Origin of the sequence: Actinokineospora sp. (assembly GCF_052390155.1) — a bacterium.
Classification (GTDB): domain Bacteria; phylum Actinomycetota; class Actinomycetes; order Mycobacteriales; family Pseudonocardiaceae; genus Actinokineospora.
Window position 1 is genome coordinate 40,445 of sequence record NZ_JBQTHF010000030.1, and the last position, 12,685, is coordinate 53,129.

At 68.7% G+C, this 12,685-nt stretch carries 19 protein-coding genes; 5 read left to right on the forward strand and 14 right to left on the reverse strand.

From position 1 onward, the window contains the following. The 10 genes from ACT4N7_RS11705 to ACT4N7_RS11750 all read right to left on the reverse strand — a co-directional run bounded on the left by ACT4N7_RS11705 (window position 1) and on the right by ACT4N7_RS11750 (window position 5,343). Window positions 1-549, reverse strand: a complete 549-nt coding sequence (locus ACT4N7_RS11705; RefSeq protein ID WP_444828689.1) for a NuoB/complex I 20 kDa subunit family protein — start codon at window positions 547-549, stop codon at window positions 1-3. 25 nt (window positions 550-574) lie between these two features. Then, window positions 575-973: an NADH-quinone oxidoreductase subunit A gene (locus ACT4N7_RS11710; RefSeq protein WP_444828934.1), complete on the reverse strand. Its 399-nt coding sequence runs from the start codon at window positions 971-973 to the stop codon at window positions 575-577. 215 nt (window positions 974-1,188) lie between these two features. Then, window positions 1,189-1,584 carry an LppA family lipoprotein gene (locus ACT4N7_RS11715; protein WP_444828690.1) on the reverse strand — a complete coding sequence of 132 codons (396 nt, stop codon included), beginning with the start codon at window positions 1,582-1,584 and terminating at the stop codon, window positions 1,189-1,191. Next, window positions 1,581-1,742, reverse strand: a complete 162-nt coding sequence (locus ACT4N7_RS11720; protein WP_444828691.1) for a hypothetical protein — start codon at window positions 1,740-1,742, stop codon at window positions 1,581-1,583. The genes ACT4N7_RS11715 and ACT4N7_RS11720 overlap by 4 nt, the downstream gene beginning before the upstream one ends. A gap of 86 nt (window positions 1,743-1,828) precedes the next feature. Then, window positions 1,829-2,416: an LppA family lipoprotein gene (locus ACT4N7_RS11725; protein WP_444828692.1), complete on the reverse strand. Its 588-nt coding sequence runs from the start codon at window positions 2,414-2,416 to the stop codon at window positions 1,829-1,831. A 29-nt stretch (window positions 2,417-2,445) separates the two neighbouring features. Then, a complete protein-coding gene (locus tag ACT4N7_RS11730) occupies window positions 2,446-3,264 on the reverse strand; it encodes an alpha/beta hydrolase (protein WP_444828693.1) in 819 nt (272 codons plus the stop codon). Continuing rightward, a complete protein-coding gene (locus ACT4N7_RS11735; protein WP_444828694.1) occupies window positions 3,242-3,823 on the reverse strand; it encodes a hypothetical protein in 582 nt (193 codons plus the stop codon). Before ACT4N7_RS11735 ends, ACT4N7_RS11730 begins: the two co-directional genes overlap by 23 nt. Continuing rightward, window positions 3,820-4,140, reverse strand: a complete 321-nt coding sequence (locus tag ACT4N7_RS11740) for a hypothetical protein (protein ID WP_444828695.1) — start codon at window positions 4,138-4,140, stop codon at window positions 3,820-3,822. The genes ACT4N7_RS11735 and ACT4N7_RS11740 overlap by 4 nt, the downstream gene beginning before the upstream one ends. 118 nt (window positions 4,141-4,258) lie before the next feature. Further along, window positions 4,259-4,471 carry a DUF397 domain-containing protein gene (locus ACT4N7_RS11745; RefSeq protein ID WP_444828696.1) on the reverse strand — a complete coding sequence of 71 codons (213 nt, stop codon included), beginning with the start codon at window positions 4,469-4,471 and terminating at the stop codon, window positions 4,259-4,261. Further along, the gene (locus ACT4N7_RS11750; RefSeq protein ID WP_444828697.1) at window positions 4,471-5,343 is read right to left on the reverse strand and encodes a DUF5753 domain-containing protein; all 873 of its coding nucleotides are present in this window, start codon (window positions 5,341-5,343) and stop codon (window positions 4,471-4,473) included. The genes ACT4N7_RS11745 and ACT4N7_RS11750 overlap by 1 nt, the downstream gene beginning before the upstream one ends. A 194-nt stretch (window positions 5,344-5,537) precedes the next feature. Here ACT4N7_RS11750 and ACT4N7_RS11755 point away from each other — a divergent pair, with 194 nt between their 5' ends. From ACT4N7_RS11755 to ACT4N7_RS11765, 3 genes are all read left to right on the forward strand, one after another. Then, window positions 5,538-5,762 (forward strand): hypothetical protein, encoded by a 225-nt coding sequence (locus ACT4N7_RS11755; protein WP_444828698.1) that lies wholly within the window; start codon window positions 5,538-5,540, stop codon window positions 5,760-5,762. Window positions 5,763-6,159: 397 nt separating this feature from the next. Further along, window positions 6,160-6,381, forward strand: coding sequence for a DddA-like double-stranded DNA deaminase toxin (locus tag ACT4N7_RS11760; protein ID WP_444828935.1), 222 nt, complete (start codon window positions 6,160-6,162; stop codon window positions 6,379-6,381). Further along, entirely contained in the window at window positions 6,381-6,815 is a 435-nt protein-coding gene (locus ACT4N7_RS11765; RefSeq protein WP_444828699.1) for an Imm1 family immunity protein, read from the forward strand. The genes ACT4N7_RS11760 and ACT4N7_RS11765 overlap by 1 nt, the downstream gene beginning before the upstream one ends. A 2-nt stretch (window positions 6,816-6,817) precedes the next feature. On the opposite strand, the gene ACT4N7_RS11770 is transcribed toward ACT4N7_RS11765, so the two are convergent. Then, the gene (locus tag ACT4N7_RS11770; protein ID WP_444828700.1) at window positions 6,818-8,119 is read right to left on the reverse strand and encodes a geranylgeranyl reductase family protein; all 1,302 of its coding nucleotides are present in this window, start codon (window positions 8,117-8,119) and stop codon (window positions 6,818-6,820) included. 113 nt (window positions 8,120-8,232) lie between these two features. Here ACT4N7_RS11770 and ACT4N7_RS11775 point away from each other — a divergent pair, with 113 nt between their 5' ends. Together ACT4N7_RS11775 and ACT4N7_RS11780 are read left to right on the forward strand one after the other, a co-directional pair. Beyond that, the gene (locus ACT4N7_RS11775) at window positions 8,233-8,931 is read left to right on the forward strand and encodes a DUF4328 domain-containing protein (protein WP_444828701.1); all 699 of its coding nucleotides are present in this window, start codon (window positions 8,233-8,235) and stop codon (window positions 8,929-8,931) included. A 32-nt stretch (window positions 8,932-8,963) separates the two neighbouring features. After that, window positions 8,964-9,683, forward strand: a complete 720-nt coding sequence (locus tag ACT4N7_RS11780) for a DUF4328 domain-containing protein (RefSeq protein ID WP_444828702.1) — start codon at window positions 8,964-8,966, stop codon at window positions 9,681-9,683. Here the strand turns inward: ACT4N7_RS11780 and ACT4N7_RS11785 are convergent, their stop codons facing one another. From ACT4N7_RS11785 to ACT4N7_RS11795, 3 genes are read right to left on the reverse strand one after another with little or no spacing between them, the layout of a single operon-like run. Continuing rightward, a complete protein-coding gene (locus ACT4N7_RS11785) occupies window positions 9,684-10,370 on the reverse strand; it encodes a demethylmenaquinone methyltransferase (protein ID WP_444828703.1) in 687 nt (228 codons plus the stop codon). It lies immediately after the preceding gene. Window positions 10,371-10,392: 22 nt separating this feature from the next. After that, window positions 10,393-11,502: a glycosyltransferase gene (locus tag ACT4N7_RS11790; protein ID WP_444828704.1), complete on the reverse strand. Its 1,110-nt coding sequence runs from the start codon at window positions 11,500-11,502 to the stop codon at window positions 10,393-10,395. A 1-nt stretch (window position 11,503) separates the two neighbouring features. After that, entirely contained in the window at window positions 11,504-12,619 is a 1,116-nt protein-coding gene (locus ACT4N7_RS11795; RefSeq protein ID WP_444828705.1) for a glycosyltransferase family 4 protein, read from the reverse strand. Between the last annotated feature and the right edge of the window lie 66 nt (window positions 12,620-12,685).

Here is a 12,685-nt window from a genome sequence, read left to right on the forward strand (position 1 = left end):
TCACTTCTTCGCGAACTTCACGGTGGACGCGATCAGCTCGGTGCGGGCCCCGCTGGCGGCGCGGATCGCGGCCCGGGTGGCGTTGATCGGCTCGTCCTGGATCTTGGCGTGCAGCTTGAGGATCGCGTCGAGCAGCATCTCCGGGCGCGGCGGGCAGCCGGGCAGGTACATGTCCACCGGCACGATGTGGTCGACGCCCTGCACCACGGCGTAGTTGTTGAACATGCCGCCCGAGGACGCGCACACGCCCATCGCCAGCACCCAGCGCGGCTCGGCCATCTGGTCGTAGATCTGGCGCAGCACCGGGGCCATCTTGTTGGTGACCCGGCCCGCGACGATCATCAGGTCCGCCTGCCGCGGCGAGGCGCGGAACGCCTCCATGCCGAACCGGGCGATGTCGTAGCGCGGGCCGCCGGTGGTCATCATCTCGATGGCGCAGCACGCGAGCCCGAACGTGGCAGGCCACAACGAGTTCTTCCGGCCCCAGTTCACCAGCTTTTCCAAGCTGGCCAACATGATTCCGTTGGGGAGCTTCTCCTCGATGCCCATGACGTCTGCCTCCCTTCCCCGCTGGTTAGTTCCAGTCCAGGCCGCCGCGCCGCCAGACGTAGGCGTACGCGAAGCCGACCGTGGCGATGAACAAGAAGATCTCGACCAGTCCGAACAGACCGAGGGAGTCCGCGGACACCGCGAACGGGTAGAGGAACACCATCTCGATGTCGAACAGGATGAACAGCATCGCCGTGAGGTAGTACGCGACCGGCACCCGACCGCCACCCACCACCGGCTGCGGCGAAGGTTCGATCCCGCACTCGTAGGCCTCGAACTTGGCGCGGTTGTAGCGTTTGGGCCCGAGCAGCGGCCCGAGCAGCGCGGAGAAGACCGCGAACGCCGCGGCCAGGACGAACATCACGACCAGGGGAAGGTAAACCCCCAGGTCCGACGACACGTCCGCTGACTGGGCCACGAGCATCGACACTTCGGCGTCCTTTCCCGCTTCCTCCGGCCGAACCCTAGGGGTCGCGGTTCGCACCACTGGTTGTTAGGCGGACCTAACCGATCGAGGCGAAGTTTGTGAAAACATTCACAAGCGAGACCGCTGAGTTGTGAAGCGCTCCACAGACTTTCGGGCCACAGTGTAGGACGCCGCTCACAGCGCGAACCGCGACCCCCCGGGCGCCACGGCGCTCACGAAGTCGTCGGAGCCGCACCCGACGAACGACTCTCGGGCCGCAGGTGACAGCCAGTGCGCGCGGACAGGATCGTGGCGAGCTTGGTACCGAAGATCAGTTCGCCGCCGTACTGGTCGGTCAGCGAGATTTCGTGGTCGCCCGGCCGGTCAACCACTGTAGTCAGATCATCGAATCCGTAGCCGCCCGCGATCTCGACGACGACTCGCACGGCTTCGGGCCACGTCTCGTCAGAGATGCTCGCGTCGTGGTACCAACCGGCCAGACCACGGGCCTCCTTGTCGTCTTGACTGACTCCCGGGTATGCCCGACACCCGGACCTGCTGATCTTGTCGAGCTGAACCCAGGGGCCAATTCCGACTGTCACGAGCCGCTCTCGGATAGCGGCTCTCACTCGTCGTAGCGCTGGGTAATCTGCTCGATGTCGGGGCGGGCCCGCATCTCCTGGTACTGGGCTGCGCTGTCAGCGCTGGTGGTTTCCATGGTGGTGACGGGTGGCCTGCCGGTCGACGATCCGCATCCGGCCAACGCCAGCACCGCCACCGCGAACACTGCCGACCTCCGTGCGAACACCCGACTCTCCTCTCGGTAGGACGCCGCTCACAGCGCGAACCGCGACCCTCTGTGCGCCACGACGGTCACGACGTGGTCGGGGTCTCACCACTCGCGGGCCGCAGGTGACAGCCGGTACGCACGGACAACGCGGTATTGATCCTGGTCCCGAAGATGAGTTCGCCGCCGTACCGATCGGTAATCGAGATCTCGTGACGTCCCGGTCCATCGACCACGGTCGTCACGTCGCCAAACCCATAGCCGTTCGCGATCTCAGTCACGATTCGAACAGCGTCCGGCCACTTCTCGTCAGCAATGTTCGCCTCGACGTACCAGATAGGCAGACCGCGAGCCTCCTTATCGTTCTGACTGACCCCCGGGTAGGCGCGGCAGCCCGACCTGCTGAGCTTGTCGTTGGTGATCCATGGCGGCAATCCGAGGTCGGTGACGGTGCGTCGCCGGATAGTTGAGGTGAGTTCCTCGTAGCGTCGGGTGATCTCCTCGATGTCAGGACGTGTCTGCATTTCCCGGTATTGGTCGGCGCTGTCGGCGCTGGTGGTTTCCATCGTTGTGACGGGCGTCCGGCCGTTGGATGATCCGCAAGCGGTTAACGCCAGCACCGCCACGAGTCTGGCCGCGAACACTGCTGACTTCCGTGCGGACTTGCCGAACACCCGACTCTCCTCTCGTGCGTCGCCGGATTTCACAAGCGCGCACCGGTGCCGGTGCCCGCGATGACATTGGCCATGTTCCACTCACTGGTGGTGTAGTCGTCACCTGCCCGGAGATACTCACTGTGACCGGATGACGCATCGAATCGCCTGCCGTCCGGCGCGATGTGTTCCTTTGTGGACAGTTGAGTCATGTCCTGGATTGCGTGGGGAGCCGGGCCGTGGTGCTCGGTGAGCCCGACATGGGTCACGGGGTCGTCGAACGCGGCCATGTTGTAGCCGTGGTCCTGCGGGATGTGCAGTTCGGCGACACTGTCCACACCGAGACCCGGCGAGCCGAAGAACACCGCCTCGTCCACCCCGGTGTTGGGATGGTCACGCAGCGCGATTCCGGTGGTCAGCGAGCCATAGGAGTGGCCGAGCGCGGTCAGGTGCGGATCGGTTCGACTGCTCGCGTTGATCCCCTCCAGGAACGGCGCCAGCCGGTTCGCGCCGTCGGTGGCCCGGTCGTCCGACAGCGAACCCGCCGACTCCCAGATGCTGTCGGTCGTTGGTGGCTCGTAGTTCAGCCAGGTCACCACAGCAACGGTTTCCTGCGGCCGGTTCGCATACTTGAGTTCCTGTTCGGTCCGTTCCCTGAGTTCGTTCATGTCGTTGTCGTACCCGGGCATGTTGCCGCCGACGCTGGAGTTCATGCCGGGGGTGAACACCGCGACATGGTCGGCGGTGCTGACATCGCCGATGGCGACGGCGGCACGAGTCCGGTCGCCTGAGGTGTCCAGCACGAGCAGGTGCCGATCGCCGTTGGCCAGCATGGTCTCGATGCCGTCAAGGGCCTTGAGCTTGCCCATCACCCGCTCGAACGCCTCGGCATCGCCGGATGCCTGGACGCGGTCGCGTTCGGCCTCCAGTCGCGCCCGTTCGATGGGATGCGGGCGCGGTTGGCCTTGTCCCGGTCTGCGGCGGGCACGCCGTCGAGGTTGCCGACTCGACCCTGATCCGCTCCCGCTCGCGGGCGAGATCAGCGCGCGCCCGCTCGTCGCCGGGCACATCGCGGGGACCGTTGTCATGCACGACACCGTCGTCGGCGACCCGGAAGTCGTGTGCCTGTGCCAGGTAGTCGATCTCCGCGATGCCGTTCCGCAGTCCGCTGACCGCGTCGGCCGTCTCGCCCATCGCCTGGCGCAGCGCGGCGACCTCGGCGAGGTCGTCCTCAAGACCGTCGCGCAGCAGCCTCAGCCGGTCTGCTGCCGACACCGCCGTCTCACCCATCCAACTCGGCGTCGCCGCGACTGCGTCCACCTCGTCGGCCAGGCCGAGTAGCAGCGTGCACCGGCCGTTGAGTTCGCCGGTGGCGGTGTGCAGCGGCTCGGCGTCCCACATCCGCACTTCACCGAATCCGGCCGTCACACGGGCCTCGCGGTGCCGTCTGCCCCGGTGATCACCCGGAAGTCTCGCGCCGCCGCTTCCTCGTTGGCCGCATAGGCGTCCGCCGACTGTCCGAGCGCCTCGGCGTGGCCGGTCATCGTGCCGCACCAGTAGTCCACGGCTTGGCGCCAGGACACACCGACCCGGGCCAACAACTCGGTCGACCGAGAACCGACCATCGCCAGCCGCACGCCGGACAGCAACCCGGCTTCGTCAACCGCGCCCCGCTGCCGCGCGGCCGAGTGCGCCGCTCGCGCTGCAGCGCGAATCTCCTCGATCTGCACTCCGTACCCGCTCATGGCCCCCCTGTCGACGTGCCCCCCATCGTCGCACCGAGGAACCCGCCAAGGCGGGGTGTGAACGGAAGTCGAGTAGTCCTACCTACCCGGCGACCGATCGACTCAGCCGGGGTGGCCGCTACCGGGCGAACTGGCCGGACCTGATCTCGGCCAGCAGGGCGGTGAGGTCGACCCGCAGCACCGGTCCGGTCGGATTCTTGCTGTCCCGCAACCGGTCCAGCGACCCGACCACCTCGACGCACTCGTTGGCGTTGCCGCTGAGACTTGACTTCCGCCACACCTCAACACAGGCGTTGGCGTTGCCGCTGAAGCTACTCTTTCGCCAGGTCATCATCCCTCAAGTCGGTTCAGTGCCTCCCGGATCAGATCCGCCGACCGATCCGGCTGGAGCGCCACGTTCCCACTCACATGATCGAACGTGGTGACGAACGCGGCCACATCCTCGGGATTCTCCACCGACTCACCGCCTGCCGCGTACTCCAGGTAGACAGTTCCGAGATCATCGTCGTCATCGAATCCAAGGATGATCGCCGATCCGGACATCGCGCCGTAGGCGCCCGCGTCGAACGGCACGATCTGGATGGTCACGTTTGGTTGATCACTCGCGGCGAGCAGGTGTCGGAGTTGTTCGGCCATGATCGCGGGACCACCCACCACCCGGCGGATCACCGCCTCATCGATCACGGCGTGCAACTGGAGCGGGTTGTCCTTGGTGAGCAACCGCTGTCGACCTTGTCGTTCGTCTGCGGCGCGATTCTCCCACCCTGCGGGCCGCTTCTGGTTGAACGGCCAGGCCGCGTCGGCGATGGCTGAGGCGTAGCCAGCGGTCTGCAACATCCCGGGAATCGCGGCGGACTCCATCGTGCGCTCCGTCGTCGCTTCTGACTCGTTGCGGCGGAAGTCCACATAGGTCGAGGCCAGGTCGGCGGCGTGCTCGACCGTGGCGACCCGCTGTTTGGCCGCTTTCAACAGGCGGACCGCCTCGACCCGCTCGGCGTCGGACACCTTGTAGAGACCGAGAATCGCGTGCAGCAGGTGCACGTTCGGCACCTGGTGGCCGCTCTCCATCCTGGTGATGGTGGTCATGGCCACCTCCATCAGGTTGCCGACCCGCTCCGGCATCAACTCCGGGTCGGCGCGCTTGCGCAGTGCGGCCATGTACTTGCCGAGCTTGACCTTGCGGCGGTTCCTCTCCGATGGCATGGCGACACCCTAACGACGCTCCGTAGTCCCAACCAGTACCCGATCAGGCTACTGCGCAGCGCAACATGCGCGATATAGATTGCGCAAGTCGGCGAGGTCGCGGGCTCGACGCCGACACCGGATCCCTCAGGAGTCGGGTCGATCCGCCCCCGCGGCCTCGCCGGCCCACCAGCCACCGACGCAAGGAGAGGTCCATGAGCAACCTCGCTATCAGCACCTGGTCCACCATCGACGGGGACAGCCCGGGAAAGGTCCTCCTCTGCCGCAACGGCACCATCGAAGTCACCTTCGGCGGTTCGTTCGGCAACAACCTGACCATCGAACTGAGTCGGCGGGCCGCCCGGTCCACGGCCGCCGACCTCGCCGAAGCCCTCCGCAGGTTCGACGCGGGCGAATTCCCCACCGACGACGAAGACTGATTGTGAGAAGTATAGCGCGTCGCACAAGTCAACGCGACGACCGGTTCCACAACTAACACGGAGGAAAACTGTGTCTGGACACCTAGAACAGGCAGCCGCAATTCTGAACGCCGCAAGCCAACAAACGCCGGTGGAACACGTCCGGGCTGCAAGCGAAGTGCTGTCGACTATCGCGTAGCAGATCCAGCAGATCGGCGGACCCATCGGCCAGGAGTTCACCGTCGAAGCACTGTCTGTACAAACTGACCTGCAAACGGTCGGCGGACGCCTGGAAGCACTGCGGCTTCGACTCGACGGCGCGGCACAGCATGTCCTCCGAGGGGGCGTTTGAAACGCTACGGGCAGCGAAAGTGCCCAACCAGTCACCACTGCCACGCCGCCCAGACTGCGCGCGGGACTGGAAACCCGGCATGGTGACCGATATCCGGCTAAGTCGGGCGCCAGGTCGGCGCGAGTGATCATGAATCACGCCCCGAGCGGATCGGAACCGAACGAACGACGAGGGTGCGACGCCCTACTTCCCTACTTCATTCCCCGAGGCCAATCCCTTACTGTGCTCGGAAGCGATGCCGACGGGAATCCGTTCAATCGTACCTATGAAGGCAAGGCGCCATTCTGATGGAAAACGTCCTCGACAACGCATTCCTCCATGTGGACAATCTGCCAGACAATATCGGACTCGTAAAACTATTTCGCCAGTTCACTACGCGAAACATCGAGATGCCGTGTCTGTGGATCGTATCTGCCGGCCCAGATGATCCGCTGTCACCGGACGCCGTGTCGCTGAGTTTCGGCATCAACCGGCAACTGGGAGCGCTGCACTGGCTGACCAACACTACGAGTATGGTCCCGGCAGACGGCACCAACTCCGAATGGGTGAGGTACCACCTGGGCGGTCTGCACGATTCGTATCTGCCGCCGCACGCTGAACTCGATATCGAGGCCGCGTTCGACGTGTTGACGGAATTCTTGACAACCCGAACTCGTCCGACCGGTATCGAATGGCGGCCCGCAGCCTCGACGAGGTCATTCCCAGCGAACCCTCCATCCTGACCTCAGCGCACGCTGGGCGCCATTCGGGTGGCGGCCATGATTACCTTGTCGAAGGCGTCGCCGTCCTTGGGGTCGTACAGGCCGGCCAGCAGCTTGAGCACGAGCTTCATCAGCGTCGCGCGCGGCAGGCCGTACTTGGTGGCCGTGCGCATCACCACCGGGTTGCCGATCAGCTTGGAAAAGATGTTGCCGAGCCGGTAGTAGCTGCCGAGCGCCTGCTTCAGCGCGATCGGGTAGCCCGCGAGGGCACGCTCCCGGGCAGGCCCCTCAGCCCGCGCCAGCGCCTGGATCACGCACTCGGCGGCCAGCCGGGCCGACTCCATGGCGTAGCCGATGCCCTCACCGTTGAACGGGTTGACCATGCCGCCTGCATCGCCGACGAGCAGTAGGCCGTCGCGGTAGTGGGGGGTGCGGTTGAAGCCCATGGGCAACGCCGCGCCGCCGATTTTGCCGGTGGCATTGTGTTCGCGGAAACCCCATTCCTCGGGGGTGCCGTCCAGCCACGACCGCATGAGCTGGCGGTAGTCCGTGCTGCCGTACGCCTTCGACGTCGACAGGATGCCCAGGCCGACATTGACCGTGCCGTCGCCCATGCCGAAGATCCAGCCGTACCCGGGCAGCAGCGCCGGGTTCGCCGGGTCGGTGCGGTCCCACAGCTCCAGGTGCGACTCCAGGTAGTCGTCCTTGCTGCGCGGGCTGGCGTAGTACCGCCGCACGGCGACGCCCATCGGCCTGCTGTCGATCTTGTCCAGGCCGACCGAGAGGGCGAGCCGGGCGGAGACGCCGTCGCAGGCCAGGACGATCGGCGCGCGGTAGGTGACCGGGGTGCGATCGGCGCCCACCTTCGCCGACACACCCACCACGCGGCCGGTGCGCTCGTCGGTGACCGCGCCGGTGACCGTGGTCCGCTCCAGCAGCCGCGCGCCCGCGCGCTGGGCGGTGCGAGCCAGCATCTCGTCGAAGTCCTGGCGGGTGCGGACCACGCCGTAGGGCGGGAAGGTGGCCAGGTCGGGCCAGTCGAGTTCGAGGGTCACGCCGCCGCCGACGACGCGCAGGCCCTTGTTGTGCAGCCAGCCCGCCTCCTCGCGGGTGTCGATACCGAGATCGATGAGCTGCTTGACGCCGCGCGGGGTGAGTCCGTCGCCGCAGACCTTCTCGCGCGGGAAGGTGCTCTTCTCCAGGAGCAGCACGTCGAGCCCGGCCCGGGCGAGGTAGGTCGCCGCGGTGGATCCGGCGGGGCCCGCGCCGACCACGATGACCTCGGCGTCCTCGCCCGCCTTGCGGCGGCTGATCGAACTGGTCATGACGCTCCTTGTGAAAGTCTTCACGTACTCCCCCGAGTCTAGATGGGTGAAACGAAGCGGGCGCCGTGTGCGATGTCTCGTGGCTGTGCCCATCCGACTCCTGGGGGAGCCCCATGACCATGCCTGAGCCGACCTATGCCCCGGTGCACCCGCGCACCCACCTGCTGCTGCGCACGACCGGCGGCTGGAGCATCGCCGCCGCCATCCTGATCACCGTGACCGCGGGGGTCGGCCTGCTGAGCGCCTGGACGACCTGGCACACCTACTTCGTGGTCGAGCGGTTTCTCGCCGACGACTTCGGCGTCACCGAGGACGACCTCTACGCGGCGGACTCCCTCACCCAGGGCATGGGCTTCGGATATCTGGGCGCACTGCTCGTCACCGCCGCCGTGTTCGTCGTGTGGCTCTCGCGGGCCAGGTTCAACTCCGAGGTGCTCTGCGAGGCCAGGCACCGCCGCGCCACTGGCTGGGTCATCGGCGCCTGGGTGTGCCCGGTGGTGAACCTGTGGTTCCCGTTCCAGGTGGTGACCGACGTGTGGAAGGCGAGCAGGCCGGACACGTCCCGGCGGTTGGACTTCCTCAGCCAGGTCCGCGGCAGCGACACCCTCGGCTGGTGGTGGGGCCTGTGGCTGGCCGGGTTCGCACTCGACCGGTTCGTCGCCGCCCAGTTCCTCGGCGACGAGATCACCCCGGAGACGATCCGGTCGGCCGCGATCGCGGAGACACTCGGTGCGCTGCTCTACGTCGTGGCGGCTGTGCTGATCATCCAGGTCATGCGCCAGATCGACGGCTGGCAGGCGCAGCCGCGCTGAAACGTCCCGGCGACAACTCGCGATAGCCGATCGTGACCGATCCCGACCGCACCGACCCGTTCGGGATGGCCCCGCTCCGGCTGCCCGACGAGCGGCCGGTGGTGCGGCCCGCCCGACTCGCCCGGTTCGTGGCGTCTGCGCTCATCATGCTGACGACAGCGGTCGCCGGGCTCGCGCTGTGGCAGTCGTGGCGGTCGTACCTGCTGGTAATCGACGTGTTCTCGGCCGCCCCGACGGTCACCGACGCGGAGTTGACCGACGCCGACCGGCTGAGCACGCTGCTGTCGTGGGCGTGGCTGGGCGGCCTCGCGCTGTCCGGCATGGCCTTCCTGGCCTGGCTCTGGCGCGCCCGGATCAACTCCGCGCGGATCTGCGACGCCCCGCAGCGGCGGCGCATCCGGTGGGCGCTCGGGTCGTGGTTCGTGCCGGTCGCGAACCTGTGGTGGCCGCAGATGGTGGTCGCCGACGTGTGGCGGGCGAGCAGGCCGGACGTCCCCGCCCGCGGCGGCGACCTGCGGGACGTGCGGGCGAGCGTGCTCGTCGGCCTGTGGTGGGGAACGTTCCTGGCCATGCACGCCATCGACCAGTTCGCCATCCACGTGCTGGCCGAGGACAGCACGGTCGCGACGTTCCGGGCGGTCATGCTGGCGAACGCGGTCAGCGGCGGGTTGGCGCTGGTCGCGGCCGGGTCGGTGCTCGCGGTGATGTGGCGGATCGACCGGTGGCAGACGGGTCGGGTCGCGATCCGCTGATCAGCCCTTGACGGCCCGGTGCAGCGCCACCACGCCGAAGGTCAGGTTCAGCCACTCGACGTCCTGCCAGCCCGCCAGCGAGATCAGCTCGGCGACCGTGCGCTGGTCGTGCCAGTCGCGCATGGACTCGGCGAGGTAGGCGTACGCCTCGGCGTTCGACGAGAACGGCTTGGTGACCAGGGGCAGCGCGCGCAGCACGGTGTTGCGGTAGAGCCAGCGCAGCGGCCGCAGCGGCGGCTGGGACACCTCGCAGATCACCAACCGCCCGCCCGGCCGGACCACCCGACGCATCTCGCGCAGCGCGGCGACGGTGTCGTACATGTTGCGCAGCCCGAAGGACACCGTGACCGCGTCGAAGGCGTCGTCGGCGAAGGGCAGGTGGAACGCGTCCGCGGCAACCCTGGGCACGCCGCGGCCCGCGCCACCCTTGAGCATCTCCAGGGAGAAGTCGGCGGCCACGCACCAGGCGCCGGAGCGGGCGTACTCCACGGTGGACACCGCGGTGCCCGCGGCCAGGTCGAGCACCTTCTCGCCGGGGCCCGCGTCGAGCACCCGGGCGGTCATGTCGCGCCAGCGCCGGTCGAAACCGAGCGTCATCACCGAGTTGGTCCGGTCGTAGCCCTTCGCGACCCCGTCGAACATCTCGGCGATGTCGTGTGGGTCTTTGTCCAAACCGGCGCGAGCCATGGCCGAATGCTACGAGAGACCCTCACCCCAGGCTCAGCGCGGTCAGCATCCCGCGCACCGACGTCGGCCAGTCGAACTGCTCGGCGCGGGCCCGGGCCGCCGCGCGCCGGTCCGACTCGGGCACCGACAGCAGACCCTGTACCCCGCAGGCGAACGCCGGGGCGTCGTCGGACACCGCGGCGCCGCACTCCGGCCGCACCAGTTCGCCCAGCGCGGAGGACTCGGACACGACCACCGGCGTGCCGGACGCCAGCGCCTCCAGCGCGGCCAGGCCGAACGTCTCATGTGGACCGGGCGCCAGCGAGACGTCGGCGGTGGCGAGCAGCCGGGCGACGTCGGCACGGTCGGCGACGAAGCCGAGGAAGGTCACCGGCAGGTCCGCCGCCCGGCGCCGCAGCGCGGGCATCCGGGGCCCGTCACCCGCGACGACGAGCCGGACCCGGTGACCCGCCCCGTGCAGCTCGGCCACCGCGTCGACGCTGCGCTCGACATGCTTCTCCGCCGACAGCCTGCCGCAGTGCACCAGCAGGGCGTCGGCGCCGCGGGCCAGGGTGGCGCGCAGGTCGCCGTCGCGGCGGGTCGGAGCGAAGGCGGCGAGGTCGACGCCGAGCGGGACGCGGGCCACGTTGGCCGCGCCGATCCGGTCGAATTCGGCGCGGGCGAACGCCGTGGTGCACACGACGGTGTCGTAGCTCGCGGCCATCCGCCGGTTCGCCGCGTCGGCGCCGCGGCGGGCGAGCGGGGCGGGCAGCAGGAACTGGGCCAGCAGCCGGTCGAGCCGCTCGTGGGAGATGACCACGCTGGGCACGCCCCGCTCGCGCGCCCAGTGGCCCATGCCGCGCAGCGTGAGCCGGTCGGAGACCTCCAGCCGGTCCGGCGCGAGGCCCGGCAGCAGCGCCTTGACGCGCAGCGGGTCGACCGCGCGGTAGCCGCCGGTACCGGGGATGCTCGGCGCGGGCAGGGTGATCCGCCGGACGCCGCTGGGCAGCCGCTCGTCGTGGCGGCGGCGGCCCGGGACGACCAGCGTCACCTCGTGACCGGCGGCGACGTAGCCCGCGCCGAGGTGGTGCAGCGCGGTCCGCAGACCGCCGGATCGTGGACCGTAGAAGTTGGCGAGCTGCACGATGCGCACCTCAGGCCGCCTTCGACCGTCTTCCCACGGTGACCTCGTCGTAGTGCCCGAGCAGTTCTTCGCACACCGCGCTCCACGTTCGGCCGAGCACATCAGAGCGGGCGGCGGCGCCCATGCGCCTGCGCAGCAACGCATCCGTCAATCTGTCCACTGTGGAGTCCAGGTCGGCGCCGAAGGTGGCCGGGTCGAGCAGGAACCCGGTGCGGCCGTGGTCGACCAGGTCCCGCGGGCCGCCGGCGTCCGGCGCGATCACCGGCACGCCCGACGCCATCGCCTCCTGCACCGCCTGGCAGAACGTCTCATGTGGACCGGTGTGCACGAACACGTCCAGGCTCGCGTACGCCGCGGCCAGGTCCGCGCCGCCGCGGAAGCCGAGGAACGCCGCGTCGGGCAGCCGCTCGCGCAGTGTCCGCGCGTCGGGGCCGTCGCCGACCACGACGACCCGGACCCCGGGTTTGCCGTTGAGCGCGGCCAACTGCTCGACCTGCTTCTCGGGGGCGAGCCTGCCGACGTAGCCGACCAGCAGCTCGCCGTCGGGCGCGAGTTCCGCGCGCAGCCCGCGATCGACGTGCTCCGGCGCGAACCGGCGCGTGTCGACACCGCGCGCCCAGCGGAACACGCGCGGGACGCCGTGGTCGGTCAGATCCCGCACGGCCGCCGTGGACGGCGCCAGGGTGCGGTCGGCGCCCGCGTGCAGCCTGCGGATCCACCGCCACGCCGCGCGGGCGCCGCGGCTGAGGCCGTAGGCGGCGGCGAACCCGGCGACGTCGGTCTGGTAGACCGCGACCGTGGGCACGCCGAGCCGCTTGGCCGCCCACAGCCCACCGGCGCCCAGCACGAACGGCGAGGCCAGGTGCACCACGTCCGGGTCGAACTCGGCCAGGTCGGTCAGGATCTTCGGCGACGGCACACCGATGGGCAACGAGGTGATGGCGGGCACGTCGACCGCCCGGACGCGGCGCACGCTCGCGTGCAGGTATCGGTCGGGCCCGGGGCCCGGGGCGATGACCATCGCCTGGTGCCCACGCTGATGTAGGTGTTCCACGACCCGCAGGACGGAGTTGCTGACGCCATTCACCTGCGGCAGGAAGCTCTCGGTGACAATCGCGACGCGCACACCAGCAACGTTGCATCCGGCATGACCGTGCGGTGGGACGAGGCGTGACGCTGCGGCGAACTGCTC

Excerpts from the sequence above, each read along its gene's own strand:
- ACT4N7_RS11745 (WP_444828696.1), bottom strand. The coding sequence starts at position 4,471 with ATGACCTGGCGAAAGAGTAGCTTCAGCGGCAACGCCAACGCCTGTGTT.
- ACT4N7_RS11775 (WP_444828701.1), top strand. The coding sequence starts at position 8,233 with ATGACCATGCCTGAGCCGACCTATGCCCCGGTGCACCCGCGCACCCAC.
- ACT4N7_RS11730 (WP_444828693.1), bottom strand. The coding sequence starts at position 3,264 with ATGGGCAAGCTCAAGGCCCTTGACGGCATCGAGACCATGCTGGCCAAC.
- ACT4N7_RS11705 (WP_444828689.1), bottom strand. The coding sequence starts at position 549 with ATGGGCATCGAGGAGAAGCTCCCCAACGGAATCATGTTGGCCAGCTTG.
- ACT4N7_RS11765 (WP_444828699.1), top strand. The coding sequence starts at position 6,381 with ATGGAAAACGTCCTCGACAACGCATTCCTCCATGTGGACAATCTGCCA.
- ACT4N7_RS11785 (WP_444828703.1), bottom strand. The coding sequence starts at position 10,370 with ATGGCTCGCGCCGGTTTGGACAAAGACCCACACGACATCGCCGAGATG.
- ACT4N7_RS11740 (WP_444828695.1), bottom strand. The coding sequence starts at position 4,140 with ATGAGCGGGTACGGAGTGCAGATCGAGGAGATTCGCGCTGCAGCGCGA.
- ACT4N7_RS11755 (WP_444828698.1), top strand. The coding sequence starts at position 5,538 with ATGAGCAACCTCGCTATCAGCACCTGGTCCACCATCGACGGGGACAGC.
- ACT4N7_RS11770 (WP_444828700.1), bottom strand. The coding sequence starts at position 8,119 with ATGACCAGTTCGATCAGCCGCCGCAAGGCGGGCGAGGACGCCGAGGTC.
- ACT4N7_RS11710 (WP_444828934.1), bottom strand. The coding sequence starts at position 973 with ATGCTCGTGGCCCAGTCAGCGGACGTGTCGTCGGACCTGGGGGTTTAC.
- ACT4N7_RS11750 (WP_444828697.1), bottom strand. The coding sequence starts at position 5,343 with ATGCCATCGGAGAGGAACCGCCGCAAGGTCAAGCTCGGCAAGTACATG.